The sequence below is a fragment of the Zarconia sp. genome (genome assembly GCF_057467645.1).
In genome coordinates this window covers 163,701-185,590 of sequence record NZ_JBRJXU010000108.1, presented here as the reverse complement: position 1 = coordinate 185,590, position 21,890 = coordinate 163,701, and the positions used below count along the sequence as shown (strand labels likewise).

The window sequence follows — 21,890 nt, the reverse complement described above, 5'->3', positions numbered from 1 at the left end:
TACCGCATAACTCTAGGGTTTCTCATCCTAGAGATCGGTACCCGTGCCATGGCAACATCAAAAACAACGATCGAGGAATTTCGCGAACTCGATGGCTCTACCCAAGACATCAATTCCGGAATGGGATCCAAAGTGGTGCAAGAAGTTAGCAGATAGACGCTGCAAACGCAACGTGACATTTTTCCGTATTGTATGGTGAAGCGAGAGCCGAATGACTAACACCGAAACTTACCTGAATCATCCTACCTTCGGTCTGCTATTTCGGGTTTGTCTCGTAGGACACGATCGAGAACTATTTACAACCCTGTACGCCCAACGTTTATTCTTCGTTGTTGCGAGTACCCCGAAGGGCTTAGCCTTTGAACCCATTAGCCGTGCCGATGCTCGGTTGATGGTTGAAAATCGCTTGCGGAATCTGCGCCGGATCGGTCAAAACGAGGAATTTGAAAAATTGCAGGCGATTCATCAGCAAACGTTTTAGGCAAGGAGGAACAAGACTGAAATGATGCGTGCAGGATGTATTCAAGCCAATCCATTGGACTTCAGTCCGATCGCCCGGGTCTGAGACAATAACAAAGTCGATTATTGCCAATCTTCATCCCATGGACAGCGCGATCGCCCAACGAATTGCTCGAATTACTCAAAGCGTACCCCCATCGGTGCGTTCGATCGCCGTTAGCAAAACCGTCCCCGTCGAGCGCATCCGCGAAGCCTACGAGGCCGGAATTCGGGATTTTGGCGAAAATCGCATTCAAGAAGCCACAGCCAAACAAGATCGGCTTCAAGACTTAACAGATATCACGTGGCACTTCATCGGTCATCTTCAAAGTAATAAAGCAAAAATCGCCTTAGAGCGGTTTGATTGGATACACTCTGTCGATCGCATGAAACTCGCACTCGCCCTTGACAAGCTCATTGAAAAAGGAGCGCCCTCCCCCATTTTGTGCCTGCAAGTCAAACTGCGACCCGATCCCAATAAATCCGGCTGGACGGTCTCGGAGTTACTCGCGGACCTACCGGCACTCGATCGATGCGAGCATCTCAACATTCAAGGTTTAATGACAATTGCCCCCTTGGGGTTAGACGAAGCGGAAATCCAAGCCGTGTTTCGAGAAACCCGCCAACTGGCAGAGCAGATTCGGGGGCTGAACCTGTCTCGCATCTCGATGACGCAACTCTCCATGGGCATGTCTGGAGACTATCCCCTTGCCGTCGCCGAGGGTGCAACCGCCGTTCGATTGGGACGGGTTTTGTTTGGGGAACGGGAGTGATGGGGACAAGGGGACATGGGGACAAGGGAGACAAGGGAGAGGAGGATTATTCAATTAATCCATTCCCCATTCCCCATTCCCCATTCCCCATTCCCCCTCGATACGCATTTGTCCGGGAGAATGCTAAGATTTTGCCAATAGAGCCGGACTGAGCGCCACTCCTTAGACCAAACTGTCAACCAGGGGCGAAATCGTCGAGGCGAAAAATACGGCTTCATCCATGGGTTGTATTTCTCGCGAACGCGCAGGAGATTGGCATCAGACGATTAAGGAGTTAATCATGAGCAACATATTTACGAAGCTAAAAGATTTTGTGGGTCTCAACGAACCCGTCGATTACGAGTACGAGTACGATGAAATGGATGGAGATAACTACCAAAATCTCTACCCGCAAAATTCCGCTCCTGCGAACCTTGAAGCCCCCCGCAGCGATCGCAGCCGACTGGGGGAACCCTCCGCCCTTGGAATTGCAGCCACGGGACTCGGTACGAAAACCTCAAGTATGGGAACGACAATGAATTCTTCTAATAACGTGATTGGATTACCCGGTGCGACCAGCGGAATTTCTGAAGTGGTGGTTCTCGAACCTCGCTCTTTTGAAGAAATGCCCCAAGCGATTCAAGCGTTGCGGGAACGCAAATCCGTGGTTCTGAATTTGACGATCATGGAACCCGACCAAGCTCAGAGAGCAGTTGATTTCATCGCTGGGGGAACCTATGCCCTCGACGGCCATCAAGAGCGCATTGGCGAAAGTATTTTCCTGTTTACCCCCAGTTGCGTCCAAGTGAGCACCCAAGGCGGTGTGGTGCGCGACGTGACGGCTCCCCATGCCAACCGTCCTCCCGCTCCCTCGGTGACCGGAGGCTGGTCGGCTGAGGTCAAACGAGTGGCTCAGTAGGAGATGACCGATTGTAAATTGGGCATTATTGGCGGCGGGGTGATGGGGGAAGCGCTCCTCTCCCGCTTGCTCGATCGAGCCGTTTACCAACCCGATCGGGTCTGGGTGGTGGAACCGCAACCCGATCGCGCTCGATACCTGGAACGAGAGTACGGGGTGCGCTCTGTCTCGGATCCGACGGAAACGATCTGTGCCGCCGAGGTGCTGTTGTTAGCCGTCAAGCCCCAAGTGTTTGATGCGATCGCCCCCGATTTGGGTCATGCCACAGCAGCTCGGGAGCAACAGCCCCAACCCAAGCCCCTGGCCATTTCGATTATGGCTGGCGTTCCCCTGAGCAAATTAGAGGGGGTTTTTCCCGAATGGGCGATCGTGCGGGCGATGCCCAATACCCCAGCCACCGTCGGTGCGGGGATTACTGCCATGGCATCGGGTCAGTTCGTCGAACCCGAAAATCTCGATCGCGCCCGACTCATTCTCGAGGCGGTGGGAGAGGTCGTTGAGGTGTCCGAATCGCAGATGGATGCGGTGACTGGGTTATCGGGTTCCGGACCCGGTTACGTCGCCGTCTTCATCGAAGCGCTCATCGACGGCGGGGTCTCAGTGGGATTACCTCGGGCGATCGCGACGAAATTGGCGATTCAAACCGTTCGCGGTACGGCACAATTATTGGAGGAGTCGGGAATTCACCCCGCCGAACTCAAAGATCGCGTGACCAGTCCCGGTGGCACTACAATTGCTGGGATCGCCTGCTTGGAACGATCGGGCTTGCGATCGGCATCCATTGAAGCAGTGCGTGCGTCCTGCGCTCGGGCGAAGGAGTTGGGAGCCTAGAAAAGGTCTAGCCACGGGTACGGAACGCCATGGGATCGGCGAGGATGGGTTCTTTAACAAACGCCTGAAATCGACTCGATGAATGGATTGGCGTCGATCGAAGGACTTCGCTAGATTCCTCTATGCGTCAGAGTTGAGAGCGATGCAATCCTTTCTTTGCCGATCTCACGCCGATCCCACCGAACCCGTCAAAGGGGATCGAACGGTATGCGCCCGTATCTGTGAATGGAAGCGATCGAAAATGACAGCCAACCGAGACTTCCCCGATTCGTTCGTCCGCTTTTCCCTTTCTCCTCTACCTGCGTGCGAAGCGCTATAGTGTCATGATTAGAGATATTCGAGAACCTGATTCTTGGGAATTTAACCCCGATCGACCCTACGTCCCAGTTTTGCACGACGGTCAGCTCGTCGGTTACTGTCAACCGTTTTACGCCCGAGAAATAGTAGAGTCTCTCAACGAGCAAGAGACGTTGCGTAAAGCCTTGCGAATTGCCTGTTCGGATCTGATTCGCAAATTAGGGGGCGATCGCAACAAGTTAGATGACTTAGTGAATCGGTACATCGCCAAAGCCGAACGACCGAAATTCGGTCCCAGGGCGATCGCCGCCATGCTCATCGATCGGCAAAAGGATTTGCGCGTCTCGCCCCAAGAATTTGTTAAATTTTGCGATACCTATAAAGTTTCCACCCAACAACTGCGAGACTTAGCTGAAGGCAAAGATATCGATCGCAAATACATCGAACCCCTTGCCCGCATTTTGGGCATCACCGCTGCAGAAGTGATGGAGGTACTCCAGGGCAATCGGGATAAAAATTGATGGGGTTTGGGGTGTAGGTGACCGGGTGTGGGGGAAGAGCGTTGCAACTGACCCATTGTCAATCGTCCATTTTCCACGATCGGTTCGCTACTCCCCCAGAACGCATCCACCGGAATCTAAAACACTAGCTCCATCCTTCACAAGGGGCGATCGGGTGATGGGCGCAGTAGAATTGACGAACGACGTCGATCGAACTCGATCGTTAATCCAGACCCTAACCCAGACTCTTGATGAGCGATTCCACTCCCTCCAACTCCCCCCAATCCCAACCCGCTCAACGGAACAATCCCCATACCGACTACCGACCGCTCGATCGCGACAAGCTGTCGGAGATGATGCGGCATTACGCCCAAACGAAGGATAAATACCCCCACGCGCTGTTGCTGTATCGAGTGGGGGACTTTTTTGAGTGCTTTTTCCAAGATGCGGTCACCATCGCGCGGGAACTCGAACTGGTACTCACCAGCAAAGATGGGGGCAAGCAAGTGGGACGGGTGGCAATGACGGGAGTGCCCCACCACGCCCTCGATCGTTATGCGGCGATGTTGGTAGAAAAAGGATACGCCATTGCCGTGTGCGATCAGGTGGAAGATTCTGAGGATGCGAAATCCCAACGGCGGATGGTCGATCGAGAAATTACCCGCGTTATCACCCCCGGAACCCTAATCGAAGAGGGGATGCTGCGGGCGACTCAGAATAATTTCCTCGGGGCGGTAGTACTGGCGAACAAGCATTGGGGATTGGCCCACGCCGATATTTCCACCGGGGATTTCTTCACCACCCAAGGAGACGATTTAGCCCAACTCACCCAAGAGTTGATGCGGTTGCAGCCTTCAGAAGTGTTGGTGCCCGTGAATGCCCCCAATCCGGCGAATATCCTCCGGCCGGGGGAATCTTCTGAGGAGTTACCGCCCCAGTTGCCGCCTCAGTTTTGCTACTCCCTGCGCGCCGAACAACCCTTCGAACTCGACGAAGCCCGAGGGCGACTTCTGCATCGGTTCAAACTGCGATCGCTCGAAGGGTTGGGATGCGATCGCTTTCCCTTAGCAGTGCGGGCGGCCGGGGGATTGCTGCAATATCTCGAAGAAACCTTCGAGCAGGATGTCCAAGACAAGCGGGAACCGAAAATTACTCGATCGATTCCCCTGCAACTCCTGCGCACCTATGCCATCGCCGACTACCTGATCCTCGACCATCAAAGTCGCACCAACCTCGAAATCACCCAAACCGTTCGCGATGGAACCCGCTACGGTTCCCTGCTGTGGGCGTTGGATAAAACCAAAACCGCCATGGGTTCCCGCGCCCTACGTCGCTGGATGCTCCAACCCCTCCTGGATCTCAAAGGGATTTGCGCCCGCCACGATACCATCGAGGAACTCACATCCAACATCACCCTGCGCCAAGACGTGCAGCAGCTGTTGCGCCAAATTTACGATCTAGAACGCCTGACGGGGCGGGCGGGTTCCGGGACGGCTAATGCCCGCGACTTGGATGCCCTGGCCGATTCCCTCTCCAAGCTGCCGGAACTAGCTTCCCTCTGCGCCTCCGGTCGTTCCCCCTACCTGCGGGCGCTGCAAACGGTCTCCCCGGAACTCGAAGCCCTCGCCGAACGCATCCACGGCCATTTGGTGGAATCCCCTCCCCTGTATTTGAAAGAAGGGAATCTGATTCGACCGGGCATCAACAGCCAACTCGACGGGATGCGGCAGCAAATTGAAGCCGATCGCCAGTGGCTGGCGAATTTGGAAGTCTCCGAACGGCAACGGACGGGGATTTCTAACCTGAAAGTCGGGTTTAATAAAACCTTTGGGTATTACATCGGTATTACCCGATCGAAGAGCGATCTGGCCCCGGACGACTACATTCGCAAACAAACCCTCACCAACGAGGAACGCTACATTACCCCGGATTTGAAGGAACGGGAAGCACGGATTTTAACGGCGAAAGATGATTTGAATCGCTTGGAATACGAGATTTTCGTCCAACTGCGAGAAGAGGTGGGAGAACTGGCCTCGGCGATTCGTCACGTGGCGAAAGCGGTGGCGGCGTTGGATGTATTGTGCGGGTTGGCGGAAGTGACCATCGAACAGGGATACGCTCGCCCGAAGATGGTGGAAACGCGGGAAATTGCGATCGAAGACGGACGGCATCCGGTGGTGGAAAAGTCTCTACCGCCGGGGTTTTTCGTTCCCAATTCCACGGGGTTGGGCAGTCCCCAGGTGTCGCCGGATTTAATTATCCTCACCGGACCCAATGCCAGCGGTAAAAGCTGCTATCTGCGGCAAGTGGGATTGATTCAACTGATGGCGCAAATGGGAAGTTTCGTCCCGGCAACTACGGCGACGTTGGGCATTTGCGATCGCATTTTTACCCGCGTCGGGGCGGTAGACGATATTGCCACGGGACAATCCACGTTCATGGTGGAGATGAACGAAACGGCGAATATTCTCAACCACGCGACGCCGAAATCTTTGGTCTTGCTCGATGAAATTGGGCGGGGAACGGCAACCTTTGATGGGTTATCAATTGCCTGGGCGGTGGCGGAATATTTGGCAACAGAACTGATAGCCAGAACGATTTTTGCCACTCACTATCACGAACTCAACGAAATTGAATCGATTTTAGAGAACGTTGCGAACTATCAGGTGACGGTGAAAGAATTACCCGATGAAATTATCTTTTTACATCAAGTTCAACCGGGAGGCGCAGACCGATCTTACGGGATTGAAGCGGGACGATTGGCGGGATTACCCCCATCGGTGATTAAACGGGCGCGACAGGTGATGGGGCAAATTGAAAAGCACAGTAAAATTGCCTTGGGTTTGCGCAAAAGTTCGCCTAAATCGAGTTTGTTAAAGGAGAAGAAAGGGAAAAAATATCAAGTGAACAGACCATCTCCGATCGAACAATTAGATATTTTTAAGACTGACGAACCTCTGAAGAACGAGGAAGAAAGGGGCAAGGAAAGGAGAGAAAAGAAAAGAGATGAATCTCAAAATTAATTCTGTTCTTTATTTCCCAACTACTGCCGCTACGGGTCATTAAAAATGCAAAATTTAAAATGCTTACTGCACATAGCTTTCACCGATTGAAAGCTGGTCAGTTATTTCTGCCACGCTGCACTACTCGATTAAGTACAGCGGGTTCGGACAGAGGGGTTTTGGGTTGAGGAGGCATCGATCCATTCATAAAATTCGATCGTCTCCAAATTACAGCACGTACAACCATTGCAGCGATGGGGAATCGGAATGGGGCGCACTCTTCCTTTGCGGATTAACATCGAGAGCATGTGCCGGAGTGCATCTGGCTCGATCGAAAAGTGCAGCCTCAATTGCGCTAAAGAAACGCGCTGGTAACCACACACGAAGTCTTGTAATTCTGCGAGAATCATGATGAGTTATTCGAACGTGAAGCGCGGGTGAAGCAGAGTAGCGGTAATGCCCAGTGGGACTGAAATTCCACGATTAGAGGTGGATGGAAAAGAGCGATTCGAGCTTCTTGAGATGAAGGTGAACGATAAGATACTCAAATTCGGATTCACCAGAATCGACGATGATGCTTTTCGATTCCCCACACCCCACACCCTACACCCCACCCTCGCCGGTAACTGTCTTATCCCGAACTGACGTTAAGGTTAACCTTTTGCCCAGGGTTTACCTCGATCGCGATCGATAACAATTCCCCGAGGATTGCGAGAAAGTTTGAGCAAGAAAATGGTGCCCCCCATCGCCACAATCCCACCGATAATCCACGCCGAAGAAGAACCCGGATGCTCGACGAACGTGGCGATTTGATAGAACATTACGGCCACCCAATAACCCAAACCCGTCGTCCACAGGGCAACCAACAGCGTCCAACCTAAATTGGTTTCCCGGTAAACGGCCCCGGTTGCTGCCACGCAGGGGAAGTACATCAGCACGAATAATAAGTAAGCAAATGCGCCCGTCGTCCCGTCAAATCGCCGTGCCATCTGTCCGAAGGTACCGACAGCGATTTCTTGTTCTTCGGCAACCGCTTCTGGGTTTTGTACGTCGCCGATATTTAAACCCATCGGATCGAGCAGTTGATTCCCCAAATCTGCTAAATTCGCGGGAATCGTGGCAAATGCTTCGCCAATACCGCCCCAAAAATTAAAATCGGCTTCTTCAACGGCTTCTGGCGAGGCTTCCACCGCCAACTGACCGTACAGAGAATCGAGGGAACCCACCATGGCTTCTTTAGCAAAGACCCCAGTAAAAATGCCCACCGTCGCCGGCCAGTTATCTTGGCGAACCCCCATGGGGGCAAACAAGGGGGTCACCGTCTGACTCGCAGCGGATAAAATCGAATCTTTGCTATCGTGTTTGCCAAAAGATCCATCGGTTCCCACGGCGTTTAACAAACTCAATACCGCCACCATCAACACGATAATCTGACCGGCTTTGAGGATAAATCCTTGGAGTCGATCCCCCGCCCGGATCAGCACCCCTTTGAGTTTGGGAATGTGATAGGGCGGTAATTCCATCACAAAGGGAGAAGCTTCCCCTTGCATGATGGTATTTTTCATCACCAGCCCAGTGAAAATGGCAGCCGCAATGCCGATGAGATACAAACCGAAGACTAAATTTTGCCCGTTTCGGGGAAAGAACGCCGCCGCAAACAAAGCATAAACGGGCAATCGCGCCCCGCAGGACATAAACGGGTTCATCATAATCGTCATCAAGCGATCGCGCCGATTTTCTAAGGTTCGCGTTGCCATAATCGCGGGGACGTTGCAGCCAAATCCCACCAGCATCGGTACGAAGGATTTTCCGGGCAATCCCACCAGGCGCATCAATTTATCCATCACAAACGCTGCGCGAGCCATATAACCGGAATCTTCGAGAATCGAGAGAATGACAAACAGCAGACCAATTTGAGGAATAAAAGTGGCAACGGTTTGGATCCCTCCACCCACAGCTGTCACCAACCCGATGAGCCAGCCGGGGGTATTGAGGGATTCCAACCCCGCTTGAGGGGCATCGACGAAAATCGTCCCCACGGAAATATCGAAGAAATCGATAAACGCACCGCCAACGTTAATGGCGATGAAAAACATTAGATACATTACCCCTAAAAAGAGGGGAATGCCGATCCAACGATTGAGGACAAATCGATCGATTTTATCGGATTGGGTTTGACCGAGATCTCGCGTTTGTTGGAGAGCACTTTGGATGACGCTGCGGATAAAGCCATAGCGACTATCGGCAACGAGAATGTCGATATCTTCCTGTAGAAGTTGGTGGATTTTGCGACGATTTTCCACCACGATTCGATCGAGTTCTTTGCCTTGGAGTTCGGGGGCAACGCTGTCTTCGTATTCGAGCAGTTTGAGGGCAAACCATCGGCTCGAAATCTTTCGATTGCGTCGTTTGGCTCGAATCAGGGGTTCGAGTTTACTCAGGGTATCTTCGATCGCGGCTGGGTAGGCGACAACCGTCGGCAGATTACCGGGGTTTTGGATGAGTTCGTTAATGCTGCTGTGCAGAAGGTTGATGCCTTCTCCTAAAAACGCACTGATGGGGATGACACGACACCCCAATCGTTGGCTGAGAATTTGGGTGTCGATCTCTAATTCTCTGTCGCGCACCACATCCATCATGTTGAGTACGACGACCATTGGAACGCGCATTTCCATCATCTGAGTGGTCAGATAAAGGTTGCGTTCCAAATTCGAGGCATCGACGATATTCACGATTAAATCCGCTTCCCCCGCCAGCAGGTAATCGCGAGCGATCGATTCGTCGAGTCCCACGCTTTCATCTTCTGCATCGAGGGAGTAAACCCCAGGTAAATCGACAACGGTCATATCCATACCGTTGTAGCTGTATTGTCCCTCTTTGCGATCGACCGTCACGCCGGGCCAATTTCCCGTGCGCTGATTCGCACCGGTTAGATCGTTAAAGAGGGTTGTTTTTCCACAATTGGGATTGCCAATTAAGGCAACGATCGGTTTTGTCATCTTTTTTACTTTACCCAAGTTGAATTGAATCCCGATTGAGTCGTCAGCCATCCGCGATCCGCTTCTAGTGCTTGTTTAAAGCATCTAATGCTGGAATTTCAATGGACTCGTACACCGGAGGCGATCGAGTCTTTGACTGAGTCCGATGAGTCCGTTTCCTGCAAAAACAGTCAACTCATTGCTCAATTCTGTTATTGAGTCTCATTTCTCTTTAGTTTGTGTTTCAACCACGGTCTCAACGATGAGAGCGGCCGCCTCGTCCTTGCGCAAGCTCAATTTGAAGCCGCGCACGAGAATTTCGATCGGATCGCCGAGGGGAGCAACGCGGGTAACGGTAAATTCCGTACCGGGGGTTAAACCCATTGCTAGCAATTTTTTCTTATAAGCTTTTTGAGTCCGATTGTCAGTGGTTTGGTAACGGGAGACTTTGCCTTGTTGATTGACTTGTAAATCTCTTAAAGCAACCGCACGATGATTCATGTTGACCTCTTGCACGTTCGCACTGTCTAAGGGTTGCTGGGAAACCCGGATTTGTCGGGCGAGCGCGCCATCGATCCCGATGCGACTCTCCCCGATGCCCACGAGCCAGTTACCCGCAAGGTTCTGGAGAACTTGAATTTCCATACCTGGCGCGAGTCCCATTCCGATGAGGCGATTTGTGCCGTCTTTGCTTTGGTAGCCAGCAATCCACAGGCGATCGCCGACTTGAGCCTCGCTCAGTACCTGAAACGAGGACTGTTGGCTGGGAACGTCCATATCAGCCATACCTTTAGTTGGTTTGTCGATCGAGATATATCTTATATTTCTTTTGCTATTTATCGAGAAGTCTTTTCATTTAATTATGATTTACGATCCTCGATCGGATTCGGGGTGTGTGACTTGCACTCTGATGTCATATGCCCTTCCCCCAATCCCCTTCCCCATCACTGCAAACCGGTCATGAAAAGGGATGAAAATACCACATATTGCAAGAATAAAGATAATAAACCCGGGATAAATACAGATTATTCTCAGATTGCACTGTTATTTTTCAACCTCAACGTCCCCATTGTCTCCCGACTCCCTTTTACGATGTCTGACGATCTGCATCGATGACCGTGGATATTGCTGTAGCCATCAATGTCGATGGTCTCCAATTTCGTTAATCTTTAACTATATTGATTTAAGCCAATATACTTAAGTATAAATTCAATGCCATGTATGGGATTCATGGCAAAATTAGACCAAATCTCTCCCGATCTGTCCTAAATTCCCCAAGTTTCCCGGTGCCACTCTCGCGAAATGGTAAGAGTTGAACCGAAACGGCTCGAGCGGACTCTCACCCCCACGTGGTGTCTCTCTCCAACCGGTGAAATTCAAAATTTTTTTTGACAGCTCGCGATCGAGTTCTGGCTCTCTAGTAACATAAAAGAGGGAGCCATAATTTATCACTGGAAACATCGGTAACGCGAGATTGACCGGCAATACTATAGACCTTGGAAATTCAAGTCATTTGCCGAGATCGAATCGCGTGCTTTGTCCCACTTGATGGCGGGAAACAAAGTCAAACCAGTGCCGGTTGTGTAAGACCGTACGTATTTTAGGATACAGCGGCAACACTCGATGAAACTGCTCGCGGGCGCTCCAAAGCGCGATCGACGGGTCGTTCGCGAGGTTCCCCGGTGTACCATCGACGAGGTGTGAGTTTAGATCGATGCTATTTAAACCCACACGGTAGGTTTATGCCTAAAAGACGAAAAAAAACATTTCCGTGCGGCCACAAAGGCTATGGAAGAGTGTGTCACCGATGCGCTCAGGAACAGCTCGTACAAACCCAAGAAGATCGACATCGCGATCTCAAACGGCAGGAAAAAGCAGCGTGGGAAGCCACCTTCGAGGGAGATCCCATCGATCTGAAGTCACTACCCACCCATGTGGTCCGTAAGTCTCGCACGATTATCAATGCCTTAAACGAACATCAAGATTATCGAGAATTTGGTGGCAAGCGACTGCGACATAACCGACACGTCATCAGCATTCCCATCACTCGCAACTACCGGATGATCTGCCGTCACGATGGTAAAATGACCGTACCGCAAGCGGTGTTGTCCCACGAGGATTACAACGTCAAAAAACCCGGCAGCTAAAAGACACGAACATCAAAGCCGATCGCTAGATATTGCCCGATCGCTCGAGGAAATGAAAGCACTGAGTTCGCTTTCAGGTGATTGACTCGTGCCGATTTTGTGGCTCGGTCAGCTCGAACCCCAAGGATATAGCTATATGCAGTCGTATTAGGACACAAGTGACCGTGGGCTGGGGAGTAGGTAATCGCGGTGGGAGAAAGATCGAAAATACACTCATGTTTTATCGGACTGTCCTAACCTCACTCAATACAGCTATACCATGCAGATTTATTTAGACTATAGTGCCACGACGCCACCGAGATCGGAAGCGATCGCAGCGATGGAGCAGGCGATGAGACGGCAGTGGGGGAATCCTTCGAGCTTGCACGAATGGGGACAGCAAGCGGCTACCCTGGTTGAGGAAGCGCGAATTCAGGTGGGGGAACTCATCAACGCACCCTCTACTGACATTATCTTTACCAGCGGCGGCACCGAGGCGAACAATCTGGCGCTGATGGGGGTTGCCCGTCAATATCGCACGCCTCGGCATTTGGTGATTTCCAGTGTCGAGCATTCCGCGATTAGCGAACCGGCACGCCTGCTGGAAGAACGGGGATGGCAGGTAACGCGGTTGCCCGTGGATGGGGAAGGACGGGTGAATCCGAAGGCGCTGCAAGATGCCATTCAAAGCAATACGGTGCTGGTGTCGGTTATCTACGGACAGAGCGAAGTGGGGACGATCCAGCCGATTCAGGTTCTCGGGGATATTGCCCGTTCTCGGGGGGTACTCTTTCATACCGATGCGGTGCAAGTGGCAGGACGGTTGCTGGTAGACGTGCAGCAGTTACCAGTGGATTTATTGAGTCTATCGAGTCACAAAATCTACGGTCCGTCGGGGGCCGGGGCGCTTTATATTCGATCGGGGGTGAAGCTGGTTCCCTTACTCGGTGGTGGGGGGCAGGAGATGGGGTTGCGCTCTGGAACCCAAGCGGTACCGGCGATTGCTGGATTTGGGGCAGCCGCGCGGTTGGCCAAGGCGGAAATGACCGTGGAAACTCTTCGCTTGATGGGGTTGCGCGATCGCCTGTTCGAGAAACTCGCCGATAATCCCTATTTGCGTCCGACGGGGGTTTGCGGCCCAACCCTCACCGATCATCCCTGGCATCGCCTCCCCCACCACGTCAGCTTCTGTTTGACGGGGGTTAGCGAAGATATCACCGGTAAGACCATCGTCCGCCAACTGAATTTAGCCGGAATTGGGATTAGTGCCGGTTCGGCCTGTCACAGCGGCAAACTCGCCCCCAGTCCGATTCTGCGGGCGATGGGATACAGCGATCGCCACGCCTTGGGGGGCATCCGATTGACCTTGGGGCGAGATACGACTGAAGCGGATATCGATTGGACGGCGATGGTCTTGAATGGGGTTCTCGAGCGGTTGGTGGAGAGTCGGGTCATCCGTAATAAGTAACGCCATGTGCAACTTGTACGAGCCAAAACCTGACAACACGGGGGAACCTCCCTCAGTCCCTCCTGCGAGGAGGGAAGAAAGAAAGGAAGGGGGAAGGGGAAAAGGGGGATTTTTCGACGGGCTCACGATATGGCGAGCGCTTAAAGTTACACACCGCGTTAATAGGTAATCAGTTTAAAATGTCAGGAAGGTGTGAATTTTGGGTTGAATGAGGTATAACAAATGAGGGTTGATTTTAGATCGAAATTTTACCCGAATGGAAGTTTAAGCGTTTGTATTTTCCTTTTTAGGTAATACATCAATGGGATAATTTCTAGAAATTATCCGGCTCTATTATTTGTTAATGTTGTCATTTTATACCGCCTTTATTCGCGATGAATCAGCCTCCCGATCCGTTTTCAGGTAGCGATCGCAGTAGTTCCCGATTTCCCACCGATCCGCCGGATTTATTGGAAATCTCCGACGAGTTTGCCATGCTTCCCGAGGGCAAAACCGCTGCCACACCAGTTCTCAAGAAAATTTTTATTTGGTGTTTGGTGGGGGGATTGATTTTGGGGGTGTTTCTCTCCATTGGAGTAGTGAAGTTGCTTAAATATTGGGGGTTGACGGACAAACCACCTCAGACGGAGGAAAGCCGGATCGAGTCCGACTCCCCATCACCATTCAACGTCTCTCAAACTTCAAGCGGCACGTTTCCCCAACGGTGACATCGAGATGCGATCGCCCCTGGGGGTTATCTCGAGATCGGGAACCTCGTCGGGGAAATCATCGGGAAATTCGGGGACGATCGCATCGACGGGCCCATCGAAACAGATGACGAATCGCCCGGAGGGAAACAAGCGACGCAGACAGCGGAGGTGTCCTTCGGCATTGGATTGGCTGCGGAATCGTCCGACGATCGCATTTTGCAGGTTGGGAAGTTGATGAACGATCGCCCAGGGATACAAAATTTGGCTGTATTCCCGAGCTTTTGGGTTATATGGCATAATCTGAAGTTATCCCGATAAATGGGCAAAACTCGAAGGTGCTAGGAAATCTCTTGGCGGGGACGATCTAGCACCTTCTTTGGTTGTATTAAACCGCGATGCACAAGAAATGTCAATTGTCAATCTTTTTTCGTTGGTTTTAACGTAAAGATCTCGGGTTGAGATTTGGGGCGTCCGGCTTTCGCGAATGGATTTTGCCATCATCCATGACCCAGCCACTGATGTTCGATACAGCCTGTGACTCTGTAACGGCATGAAAATTGGCGTTTTGGGTTCTCAAGGCTGGTGCGAGGGGGACAGTCAATCAAATCGGGATTGCACGCTTGCCGCAAAGATTTTAACGAAACAGGACGATCGAATATTTTTGCCCCAGAGAGATTCCCCGTTCGAAATGCGATCGCCATCCTTGCTTCTCCTTCCGCCACCTTTGATGAAAGTATTCCGATCGAAACCAACAAAATAGCAACTGCGGTACAATACACGTTGAATTCTCCCTTTTTCCACCCGATTGTCTCCGATATCGCCAAGGTTTGAATTTCCAGGGCAGACCGGTTCAAAATTTTTCTCGAACACCAGGAATCTTTGATTTTCATGTCTTTATCCTTGTCGTTCGACAGTTCCAGAAAATGCTGTTTGTTATGAATAATTTTTATGCAAAAAAAATCCTAATAAAATTCCCATTTTTTTTGGATCTGCAATCGAAAAAGGAGATACAAAAATTGCCTTAACGGAATATCGATCGATGAAATCATGTATCTTTTCATTCGATCGATAAATTTATCGATCGACGGGTTGGATGAAAATCGCGCTAAAAAATCAGACCCTTTATTTAGACAGGGCTTGGGATATCTTTATCCAATCCATGTCTCGGGAGGTCGAACTTGAAGGAGCAATATACCAAGCGTTTTGGACTCGATTTCGGATAGAATATGTCGCTCGATTTACTGAAGAGAGAGTCGAACGAGTTTTTGCCGAACTCTTCCCGAACGATAGTTATCGGAATCATCAGACATATATGGGAGGAGTCTTTCGTCAATTTGAGAAATATTACGGAATCGATTTGGGAACCCGTCGAGGTAAAGCCTTGCGATTGCTCGAACTGCTGGTTGAGGAGTATCGTCGGTGGAAGATCGGGTTGGGCATCGCAGACGGAATGCATGGGTCCGAGTGTTTTCAACTGCACGAGTTGCTGCGGGGTTTGGACTGTAACGTGCACGAAGGGCATTTTCGAGAAGCGATTAAACATTTCAAACCCGCAGGAGGATTTTTCCTGCGGGCAGATACGAAACCCGTTCAGCAGTGGTTGGTCGATCGGTTATCCCATTCGATACCCAGTATTGAGTCTGCAGATGTGGTGCCGATCGATGTTTCCCCCAACTGGCGGCGGGAATTTCTCGCATTTGAGAGGATTTTAGCCACCCAACTCAATTTACCCGCAGATACTGCCATCGATGAGACGATCGCCCAGATTTGCGATCGCTGCCAAACCAAGCCGTTCGTCATGGCAATTTACGGCGTGCGACGCTTACCCGAAACGGTTTTCAACGATTTGATGGCGAAATTCTGGCAACCGTTGGTGCGAAAAACCGAGGGTTCGCCATCCGCCCTCACCACCACCGTCGTTTTATTCCTCACCGACGAAATCAAATACCAATGCCCTGGAACCGTACCCCAATTCGATTCCCAATCCCCCGATCGCATTGTGGAGTTACCCCCGCTCAAATCCATCGGAACCGATGACGTTCGCTTGTGGTTGAAACGCGATGGGGTGCGATCGCTACTCCAGGGAAAACTCCAGGGACAAACCAAAGCACAGTATGAAGAAGCCCTCAGATGCGTGGTTCCGAAAACGGGTTCTCGATCGAATGAATGGCCCGAAGACACCCTGAATGACATTTGCTGGCTGTTCGGGTTAGAAGAAGGTATCGCCGCGATCGAGAAATATTGGAAACTGGTAGGATGACTGACAACTCCCCCCAACTCGACTATCGATATACCGGCGAGGTGCAACCTGCCGCCGATGGAGAACGAGACGATCGCGGGCGCATTTACCATCCCTACCTGCCCAGCGATGCCCTCGTAGAAGCAGTGAACCTCGCCATCGACCTCAACCGTCCTCTGTTGCTAGAAGGGGAACCCGGATGCGGGAAAACGCGGCTGGCGGGGGCTGTTGCCTACGAGTTGACTCAAAAGAATTTGGCGGGGCAAACGGATGGGGAGAGCAAGTGGTGGCCCTACTATATTTGGAACGTCAAGTCCACTAGCCACGCCCGAGACGGACTTTATACCTACGATGCCGTTGCCCGGTTGCGGGATGCCCAACTGGTGGGTTCCGATCCCGAACGGTTACAGGCGTTTCTCGAACCCCTGGAAGCGCAACACCTGAAGCAACGCCTGCAAGATCGGCGGCAATATCGCAGTTTCGGACCTTTGGGTAAAGCGATTCTGCAAGAGACGGTGGGGAAAGTGCTGCCAGAAAAGGGTTATCGCCCCATCCTCCTCATCGACGAAATCGATAAAGCCGATAGCGACTTTGCCAACGATTTGCTGCTGGAACTCGACGAACTGCGGTTCGAGATTCCCGAAACTGGCGAAGATATTCCCACTCCAGCGTGCAAACCCATTGTTTTGATTACCAGCAATCGGGAGAAACCCCTGCCGGAACCGTTTTTGCGGCGTTGCCTGTATTTCTACGTCACGTTTCCCACGAAGGCGCAATTGGAGAAGATCGTCGAGACGCGATTTGGGGTGGATACTGCCACCGACCAACTCCTCGAAGCAGCCTTAAATCGTTTTGGGGAAATTCGGGAGGTTCTCGAAAATCGTCCCGGCAGTCGTTCTCCGGGAACCAGCGAGTTTTTGGAGTTTTTGACGGCATTGCGCAATAAAAATGCCCAGGATGCCCGATCGGATTTGGAAAATTTAGCCGAACGGTTGCCTTTATTGGGGACGTTGCTGAAAACTCAGCCAGACCAAGAACTTTATCGCCGGGAGTTTCTCAACCAGCAAGATGGATAGTCTGCCATTTTTCGACCTGTTTCTCCAGTTGCGCGATGCTGGGATGGCACTGACACCGGAACAGTACGATTGGTTGCGGCAAGCCCTGGCGAAGGGATACGGCTTCTACGGGGAACAGGGTTGGGATGACCTCAAACGCCTGTGTCGGTTGCTGTGGGTGAAGCCGAGTGCGAATTACGATGGGGAAATTTTCGATCGCATTTTCGATGCTTACGTCAGCCAACAGGGGGAGAAACTCGAAGTTTTGCCCGAACCCCCACCCATTCGTCAAAATGCCTCTGAAAAGACTCCTGAAGAGAACCCGGATAACTTACCCCGCGTTCCCCCCCGGCGGATGCCGTCTCGGGATGCTGCCCAACCCCCAACAGCCCCCGTTGCCGTTAAAGTGGAGTCGTTACGGCAAAACCAACGGGACAATTCCCAACGTTTCCAACTCACTCCCACGGATTTACCGATTTCCACCGCCAGCGTCAGGGCTACCTGGAATCAACTGCGCCGTCCGGTGGCTGTTGGGGGGGAATTGGAACTGGACTTGCCCGCAACGATCGATCGCATTGAACGGGAGGGTATCTTTCACGATGTGGTGTTGCGTCCTACCTTGGCGCGACGGGGGGAGTTGCTGCTGCTGGTGGATGATAATAACGCTATGGTGCCTTTTTTCCCGGCATTGCAACCGCTGATTTGCGCAGTGGAAGAACGCTACATTTCCCCGGGGCAAATTTACCGGTTCACCCGTTACCCAGAACGCCACCTCTACCACTGGCATCGTCCCGCCCGCGCCGAACCCCTCGATCGCATTTTATCTCGATCGCACCGATATCGTACCGTGGCGATAATCGTCAGCGAGGCGGGGGCGGCAATGGGGACGAACAAATCTCAGCAGGTTGCGGGAACGATCGCCTTTCTGGAACGACTTATCCCCTGCATCCGGCAGCTTCTGTGGGTCAATCCGTTGCCGCCAGAACGGTGGCGGGGAACTTCGGCAGGGGAAATCGATCGATATTTGGGTGGGGGGATGGTGGGTGTGGGGGATGGGGTGTGGGGTGTGGGGTGTAGGGTGTAGGGGAGTGGAGAGACAAGGGAGACACGGGGAGTATGAATTTTTAATTTTGAATTCTCTCCTTCTGCTTCCCCTACCTCCTCTATCCCTGAGAGAACGTAACAGCTTAAGGATTAATTGGATTTATTGCTGGAGATGTCTACTCAAATTCCGAATTCCGAATTCCGAATTCTGAATTCAAACCAAACCAACACCCTCGCCCAACGTCGCCTTCGCGTTTTTGAGAATTCCTATGGTACCGAAGCGTTGGATTTGGCGTGTCACGCGGCATTTCCCCTCACCCTCACCAGCGATTTAGTCTACTGCCTGCGAGAACAGTTCCAGTTACCCTGTCCTTGGTATACTGCGGCAGATTTGTTGCTGTCGGGGTTGTGCCGTTCCGTGGGTTACGACCTCTACGAAATGGAGGGGGAGACTCGCAACGTGCTGCTGAGGCGATTGTGCGATCGATTTGGTGAATCCCGGCTATACGAACTTGAAGCCTTCGTGGCGGCTTACATCCAGCATCGGCTGCAACTGGAAAAAACCGATCGCCCTCGGGTTCTGGGGAACAAGGCGGAGTGGGAATATGCCTGTCGTGGGGGAACGACTACCCCTTTTTGCTTTGGAGAGACAATAACGACTCAAATAGCCAACTACAACGGTCACTACTACACTTACGATCGGGGCATTCAAGGCAAATACCGCCACAAAACCATCCCAGTCAACCATTTTGGTATAGCGAATCCCTTTGGCTTGTACGACTTGTACGGGAACGTGTGGGAGTGGTGTTTAGATAGCTGGCACGATAATTACAGAGGCGCACCCACGGATGGTACTGCATGGTCATCAAGCAACAAGGTGTCTCGCGTACTTCGCGGAGGGTCTTGGAGCGATTATCCTAGGCATTGTCGCTGTGCATTTCGCACTTGGGACGTTCCCGGTCGGTGGAGCAAGAGCAATTTTGGGCTTCGGGTCACATGCTCTGGCACTTCTTCCAAGGGAATGGAAAATTGACTATTGAAACTCACAAAACATCATCATAAAAACTTGAAATTAACACATACACACAAAATAATTTTCCTGTCAATCCAAGCAATTATACTCACCTAAAAACTTGTGTTTCCAGAACGATCGCCTTTTTGAAGAGAGATGATGCGATCGAACCAAACAACCAGCTTTTGAAGCCTGTACAAGCATAAATACTTACAAAATTAAACCCAAACATTTGATGTTAATTGTTAAAATCCTACCACGGCACGATAACCCCGTAAACCCGTTCTCAAATTTGCCAAAGTTTGCCAAAATATTTCGTTACATTTTCGGCAATCATTTAAAAATAAAATATTTTCTGATGCTTTCTCGACCGATCGCTTATCGCTTCGTCACTTCCAAAATATGCCATCTACAAATGACCGATCGGGCGATCCATTTTCATTCCCAACTGACTTTCCTGGGCTGCGATCGCTAACCCCACACCCGCGACAAATTTAAGACAAAACCCACCACCACCGCTTCACCGGATAACTCAGCCGGATCGGACAAAACTTCCACGTCTAAACCAGGGCGATAAATTTCCACCGTCCGATTTTGCGGATCGATTAACCAGCCCAGTCGAGCGCCATTGTCCATATATTCGAGCATTTTTTCTTGCAGAGATTTGAGCGTATCCGAAGCCGATCGCAACTCCACAACAAAATCCGGACAAATATTGGCAAACGTTCCCTTTTCTTCTGAAGTGAGTGCATCCCAACGATCTTGACTGACCCAAGATGCATCCGGGGCACGAGTTGCACCATTGGGTAAAACGAACGCCGTCGAAGAGTCAAACGCCTCGCCCGGTTCCCCTGCATTTCGCCACCAGAGATATAACTCCCCAGAAAGACTCCAATTGCGTTTTCCGGTTTCCCAGCCCGTGGGTGGATTCACAATTAACTCTCCTTGTGCGGTTCGTTCCAGTCGTAATTCTCGATTGCTCGCAGCTAGGGCGGCAAACTGTTTTTGGGTGACTTGCAGCCTAAGGGTTTTGGGTAAATTCAGTAACAGGGTTTCGGTTTCCGGTGTCGTGGGTGTCCGTACCATCTTGACCTCTCATTAGCTGTCACGAATTTAAAATGAATAATAGACTCTGAAATATTGACGAAATCAATCCTTGAAATTAAGACGTATTCACAAAACAATTCTACTGTCAATCCGAGTAATTATACTCACCTAAAAATTTGTGTTTCCAGAACGATCGTCTTTTTGAAGAGAGATGATGCGATCGAACCCAACAACAAGCTTTTGAAGCCTGTGTAAGCATAAATACTTACAAAATTAAACCCAAACATTTGATGTGAATTGCTAAAATCTTACCACGGCACTATAACGCCGTAAACCCGTTCTCAAATTTGCCAAACTTTGCTCAAATATTTCGTTACAATTTCGGCAATCATTTAAAATCGCAATAATCTAAAACTTTTATTCCACTTATTGCTTATTATTGAACTCCAACCATGGCAAAGCCCGTTATTCGCCGTACCACTCACCAAGCCTATTTCTTCACCGAAGACCTCGGTAACGGTATCGGACTCGATATGGCGCTTATCCCTGGAGGTGAATTTATGATGGGTTCTCCTGAAACTGAAGAGGGTCGAAGGAAAAACGAAAGTCTCCAGCATCGAGTGCGCGTTCCCACTTTTTTCATGGGCTGCTATCCCGTCACCCAAGCCCAATGGTGTACCGTTGCTGCCTTCCCCCAGGTCCAACGAAAACTCAACTCCGACCCATCACTTTTCAAAGGAGATACTCACCCAGTCGAGCAAGTCACTTGGGATGATGCCGTAGAATTTTGCCAGCGCCTCTCCCGTTACACCGGACGCAACTACCGACTGCCGAGCGAGGCGGAGTGGGAGTATGCCTGTCGCGGCGGAACCACCACCCCCTTTCACTTTGGGGAGACAATTAGCACGGAACTGGCGAACTACAATAGCAATGAAACTTACGGTGATGGAGAAAAGGGAGAATACTTGGAAAAAACCACCCCCGTCAGTTATTTTGGCGTAGCGAATGCCTTTGGCTTGTACGATCTGCACGGAAATGTTTGGGAGTGGTGTGCGGATCGTTGGCACGCGAATCATGATGATTTACTTTCATGGTCACCTAGCGATGAATGGAGTCTGAGAATTTGTCGCGGTGGTTCCTGGTTCAGTGCTCCAAGGGATTGTCGTTCGGCGATATGTGATGGCAGCGTTACCGACCTCTCGTTCAATTTCCTTGGATTTCGAGTTGCGTGTTCCACAACTTCTTCCCCAGCCACAGACAGTCAAACTTACGCAATCGTGCGGCGATAAATAGATTCGAACCCCAGAAAATAAACCAAGAATCGACCCAAGCCATTCCGATCGCTCAAAAAGAAGATTTTCAAACCGATCGCCCATTTGAAAGGAAAAAGCTCAGTAATCGGGGCAAATCACGGTTCGCCCCGACGGTGAATC

At 51.1% G+C, this 21,890-nt stretch carries 21 protein-coding genes; 15 read left to right on the top strand and 6 right to left on the bottom strand.

Translation table 11 applies throughout. From position 1 onward, the window contains the following. Positions 1-211 precede the first annotated feature (211 nt). The 7 genes from pipX (at position 212) to mutS (ending at position 6,820) form a co-directional block, all read left to right on the top strand. Positions 212-481 (top strand): transcriptional coactivator PipX, encoded by a 270-nt coding sequence (gene pipX, locus AC2215_RS17205; RefSeq protein ID WP_486811221.1) that lies wholly within the window; start codon positions 212-214, stop codon positions 479-481. Positions 482-602: 121 nt separating this feature from the next. Then, a complete protein-coding gene (locus AC2215_RS17200; protein WP_486811220.1) occupies positions 603-1,271 on the top strand; it encodes a YggS family pyridoxal phosphate-dependent enzyme in 669 nt (222 codons plus the stop codon). Between the two features lie 280 nt (positions 1,272-1,551). Next, positions 1,552-2,169, top strand: coding sequence for a cell division protein SepF (locus AC2215_RS17195; protein ID WP_486811219.1), 618 nt, complete (start codon positions 1,552-1,554; stop codon positions 2,167-2,169). Between the two features lie 3 nt (positions 2,170-2,172). Continuing rightward, on the top strand, positions 2,173-3,000 hold the full coding sequence (gene proC, locus AC2215_RS17190) for a pyrroline-5-carboxylate reductase (protein WP_486811218.1): 828 nt from the start codon (positions 2,173-2,175) through the stop codon (positions 2,998-3,000). A gap of 142 nt (positions 3,001-3,142) precedes the next feature. Then, positions 3,143-3,319 carry a hypothetical protein gene (locus tag AC2215_RS17185; RefSeq protein ID WP_486811217.1) on the top strand — a complete coding sequence of 59 codons (177 nt, stop codon included), beginning with the start codon at positions 3,143-3,145 and terminating at the stop codon, positions 3,317-3,319. Positions 3,320-3,323: 4 nt separating this feature from the next. Next, entirely contained in the window at positions 3,324-3,818 is a 495-nt protein-coding gene (locus tag AC2215_RS17180; RefSeq protein ID WP_486811216.1) for a hypothetical protein, read from the top strand. A gap of 230 nt (positions 3,819-4,048) precedes the next feature. Next, on the top strand, positions 4,049-6,820 hold the full coding sequence (mutS, locus tag AC2215_RS17175) for a DNA mismatch repair protein MutS (protein WP_486811215.1): 2,772 nt from the start codon (positions 4,049-4,051) through the stop codon (positions 6,818-6,820). A gap of 128 nt (positions 6,821-6,948) precedes the next feature. Here mutS and AC2215_RS17170 read toward each other — a convergent pair whose 3' ends face one another. The 3 genes from AC2215_RS17170 to AC2215_RS17160 all read right to left on the bottom strand — a co-directional run bounded on the left by AC2215_RS17170 (position 6,949) and on the right by AC2215_RS17160 (position 10,563). After that, positions 6,949-7,209 carry a FeoC-like transcriptional regulator gene (locus AC2215_RS17170; protein ID WP_486811214.1) on the bottom strand — a complete coding sequence of 87 codons (261 nt, stop codon included), beginning with the start codon at positions 7,207-7,209 and terminating at the stop codon, positions 6,949-6,951. A 243-nt stretch (positions 7,210-7,452) separates the two neighbouring features. Next, positions 7,453-9,798 carry a Fe(2+) transporter permease subunit FeoB gene (gene feoB, locus AC2215_RS17165; protein ID WP_486811213.1) on the bottom strand — a complete coding sequence of 782 codons (2,346 nt, stop codon included), beginning with the start codon at positions 9,796-9,798 and terminating at the stop codon, positions 7,453-7,455. 201 nt (positions 9,799-9,999) lie between these two features. Further along, positions 10,000-10,563 carry a FeoA family protein gene (locus AC2215_RS17160; RefSeq protein WP_486811212.1) on the bottom strand — a complete coding sequence of 188 codons (564 nt, stop codon included), beginning with the start codon at positions 10,561-10,563 and terminating at the stop codon, positions 10,000-10,002. A gap of 956 nt (positions 10,564-11,519) precedes the next feature. On the opposite strand from AC2215_RS17160, the gene AC2215_RS17155 reads away from it, so the two are divergent. The 3 genes from AC2215_RS17155 (at position 11,520) to AC2215_RS17145 (ending at position 14,078) form a co-directional block, all read left to right on the top strand. Continuing rightward, the gene (locus AC2215_RS17155; RefSeq protein WP_486811211.1) at positions 11,520-11,924 is read left to right on the top strand and encodes a DUF7682 family zinc-binding protein; all 405 of its coding nucleotides are present in this window, start codon (positions 11,520-11,522) and stop codon (positions 11,922-11,924) included. Between the two features lie 259 nt (positions 11,925-12,183). After that, positions 12,184-13,371, top strand: a complete 1,188-nt coding sequence (locus tag AC2215_RS17150) for a cysteine desulfurase family protein (protein ID WP_486811210.1) — start codon at positions 12,184-12,186, stop codon at positions 13,369-13,371. Between the two features lie 374 nt (positions 13,372-13,745). Continuing rightward, positions 13,746-14,078 (top strand): hypothetical protein, encoded by a 333-nt coding sequence (locus tag AC2215_RS17145; protein ID WP_486811209.1) that lies wholly within the window; start codon positions 13,746-13,748, stop codon positions 14,076-14,078. Here AC2215_RS17145 and AC2215_RS17140 read toward each other — a convergent pair. Both AC2215_RS17140 and AC2215_RS17135 read right to left on the bottom strand, forming a co-directional pair. Then, on the bottom strand, positions 14,052-14,357 hold the full coding sequence (locus AC2215_RS17140; RefSeq protein WP_486811208.1) for a hypothetical protein: 306 nt from the start codon (positions 14,355-14,357) through the stop codon (positions 14,052-14,054). The two genes, AC2215_RS17145 and AC2215_RS17140, sit on opposite strands and share 27 nt — an antisense overlap. Before the next feature lie 200 nt (positions 14,358-14,557). Beyond that, on the bottom strand, positions 14,558-14,950 hold the full coding sequence (locus tag AC2215_RS17135; protein ID WP_486811207.1) for a hypothetical protein: 393 nt from the start codon (positions 14,948-14,950) through the stop codon (positions 14,558-14,560). A 422-nt stretch (positions 14,951-15,372) separates the two neighbouring features. Here AC2215_RS17135 and AC2215_RS17130 point away from each other — a divergent pair, with 422 nt between their 5' ends. The 4 genes from AC2215_RS17130 to AC2215_RS17115 all read left to right on the top strand — a co-directional run bounded on the left by AC2215_RS17130 (position 15,373) and on the right by AC2215_RS17115 (position 19,431). Beyond that, positions 15,373-16,320, top strand: coding sequence for a hypothetical protein (locus AC2215_RS17130; protein ID WP_486811206.1), 948 nt, complete (start codon positions 15,373-15,375; stop codon positions 16,318-16,320). Further along, a complete protein-coding gene (locus AC2215_RS17125; protein WP_486811205.1) occupies positions 16,317-17,375 on the top strand; it encodes an AAA family ATPase in 1,059 nt (352 codons plus the stop codon). The genes AC2215_RS17130 and AC2215_RS17125 overlap by 4 nt, the downstream gene beginning before the upstream one ends. Further along, positions 17,368-18,438 (top strand): hypothetical protein, encoded by a 1,071-nt coding sequence (locus AC2215_RS17120; RefSeq protein ID WP_486811204.1) that lies wholly within the window; start codon positions 17,368-17,370, stop codon positions 18,436-18,438. The genes AC2215_RS17125 and AC2215_RS17120 overlap by 8 nt, the downstream gene beginning before the upstream one ends. 132 nt (positions 18,439-18,570) lie before the next feature. Continuing rightward, positions 18,571-19,431 (top strand): formylglycine-generating enzyme family protein, encoded by an 861-nt coding sequence (locus tag AC2215_RS17115; RefSeq protein ID WP_486811203.1) that lies wholly within the window; start codon positions 18,571-18,573, stop codon positions 19,429-19,431. A gap of 450 nt (positions 19,432-19,881) precedes the next feature. On the opposite strand, the gene AC2215_RS17110 is transcribed toward AC2215_RS17115, so the two are convergent. Next, positions 19,882-20,496 carry a Uma2 family endonuclease gene (locus AC2215_RS17110; RefSeq protein ID WP_486811202.1) on the bottom strand — a complete coding sequence of 205 codons (615 nt, stop codon included), beginning with the start codon at positions 20,494-20,496 and terminating at the stop codon, positions 19,882-19,884. 413 nt (positions 20,497-20,909) lie between these two features. Here AC2215_RS17110 and AC2215_RS17105 point away from each other — a divergent pair, with 413 nt between their 5' ends. Further along, positions 20,910-21,746: a formylglycine-generating enzyme family protein gene (locus AC2215_RS17105; RefSeq protein ID WP_486811201.1), complete on the top strand. Its 837-nt coding sequence runs from the start codon at positions 20,910-20,912 to the stop codon at positions 21,744-21,746. The last annotated feature ends 144 nt before the right edge of the window (positions 21,747-21,890 follow it).

What these genes read in the sequence shown, in the direction of transcription:
- pipX (WP_486811221.1), top strand. Translation starts at nt 212, where the DNA reads ATGACTAACACCGAAACTTACCTGAATCATCCTACCTTCGGTCTGCTA.
- AC2215_RS17135 (WP_486811207.1), bottom strand. Translation starts at nt 14,950, where the DNA reads ATGAAAATCAAAGATTCCTGGTGTTCGAGAAAAATTTTGAACCGGTCT.
- AC2215_RS17160 (WP_486811212.1), bottom strand. Translation starts at nt 10,563, where the DNA reads ATGGCTGATATGGACGTTCCCAGCCAACAGTCCTCGTTTCAGGTACTG.
- AC2215_RS17195 (WP_486811219.1), top strand. Translation starts at nt 1,552, where the DNA reads ATGAGCAACATATTTACGAAGCTAAAAGATTTTGTGGGTCTCAACGAA.
- AC2215_RS17145 (WP_486811209.1), top strand. Translation starts at nt 13,746, where the DNA reads ATGAATCAGCCTCCCGATCCGTTTTCAGGTAGCGATCGCAGTAGTTCC.
- proC (WP_486811218.1), top strand. Translation starts at nt 2,173, where the DNA reads ATGACCGATTGTAAATTGGGCATTATTGGCGGCGGGGTGATGGGGGAA.
- AC2215_RS17185 (WP_486811217.1), top strand. Translation starts at nt 3,143, where the DNA reads ATGCAATCCTTTCTTTGCCGATCTCACGCCGATCCCACCGAACCCGTC.
- AC2215_RS17130 (WP_486811206.1), top strand. Translation starts at nt 15,373, where the DNA reads ATGGGAGGAGTCTTTCGTCAATTTGAGAAATATTACGGAATCGATTTG.
- AC2215_RS17155 (WP_486811211.1), top strand. Translation starts at nt 11,520, where the DNA reads ATGCCTAAAAGACGAAAAAAAACATTTCCGTGCGGCCACAAAGGCTAT.
- AC2215_RS17150 (WP_486811210.1), top strand. Translation starts at nt 12,184, where the DNA reads ATGCAGATTTATTTAGACTATAGTGCCACGACGCCACCGAGATCGGAA.
- AC2215_RS17115 (WP_486811203.1), top strand. Translation starts at nt 18,571, where the DNA reads ATGTCTACTCAAATTCCGAATTCCGAATTCCGAATTCTGAATTCAAAC.
- AC2215_RS17180 (WP_486811216.1), top strand. Translation starts at nt 3,324, where the DNA reads ATGATTAGAGATATTCGAGAACCTGATTCTTGGGAATTTAACCCCGAT.
- mutS (WP_486811215.1), top strand. Translation starts at nt 4,049, where the DNA reads ATGAGCGATTCCACTCCCTCCAACTCCCCCCAATCCCAACCCGCTCAA.
- AC2215_RS17140 (WP_486811208.1), bottom strand. Translation starts at nt 14,357, where the DNA reads ATGCCATATAACCCAAAAGCTCGGGAATACAGCCAAATTTTGTATCCC.
- AC2215_RS17110 (WP_486811202.1), bottom strand. Translation starts at nt 20,496, where the DNA reads ATGGTACGGACACCCACGACACCGGAAACCGAAACCCTGTTACTGAAT.
- feoB (WP_486811213.1), bottom strand. Translation starts at nt 9,798, where the DNA reads ATGACAAAACCGATCGTTGCCTTAATTGGCAATCCCAATTGTGGAAAA.
- AC2215_RS17105 (WP_486811201.1), top strand. Translation starts at nt 20,910, where the DNA reads ATGGCAAAGCCCGTTATTCGCCGTACCACTCACCAAGCCTATTTCTTC.
- AC2215_RS17120 (WP_486811204.1), top strand. Translation starts at nt 17,368, where the DNA reads ATGGATAGTCTGCCATTTTTCGACCTGTTTCTCCAGTTGCGCGATGCT.
- AC2215_RS17200 (WP_486811220.1), top strand. Translation starts at nt 603, where the DNA reads ATGGACAGCGCGATCGCCCAACGAATTGCTCGAATTACTCAAAGCGTA.
- AC2215_RS17170 (WP_486811214.1), bottom strand. Translation starts at nt 7,209, where the DNA reads ATGATTCTCGCAGAATTACAAGACTTCGTGTGTGGTTACCAGCGCGTT.
- AC2215_RS17125 (WP_486811205.1), top strand. Translation starts at nt 16,317, where the DNA reads ATGACTGACAACTCCCCCCAACTCGACTATCGATATACCGGCGAGGTG.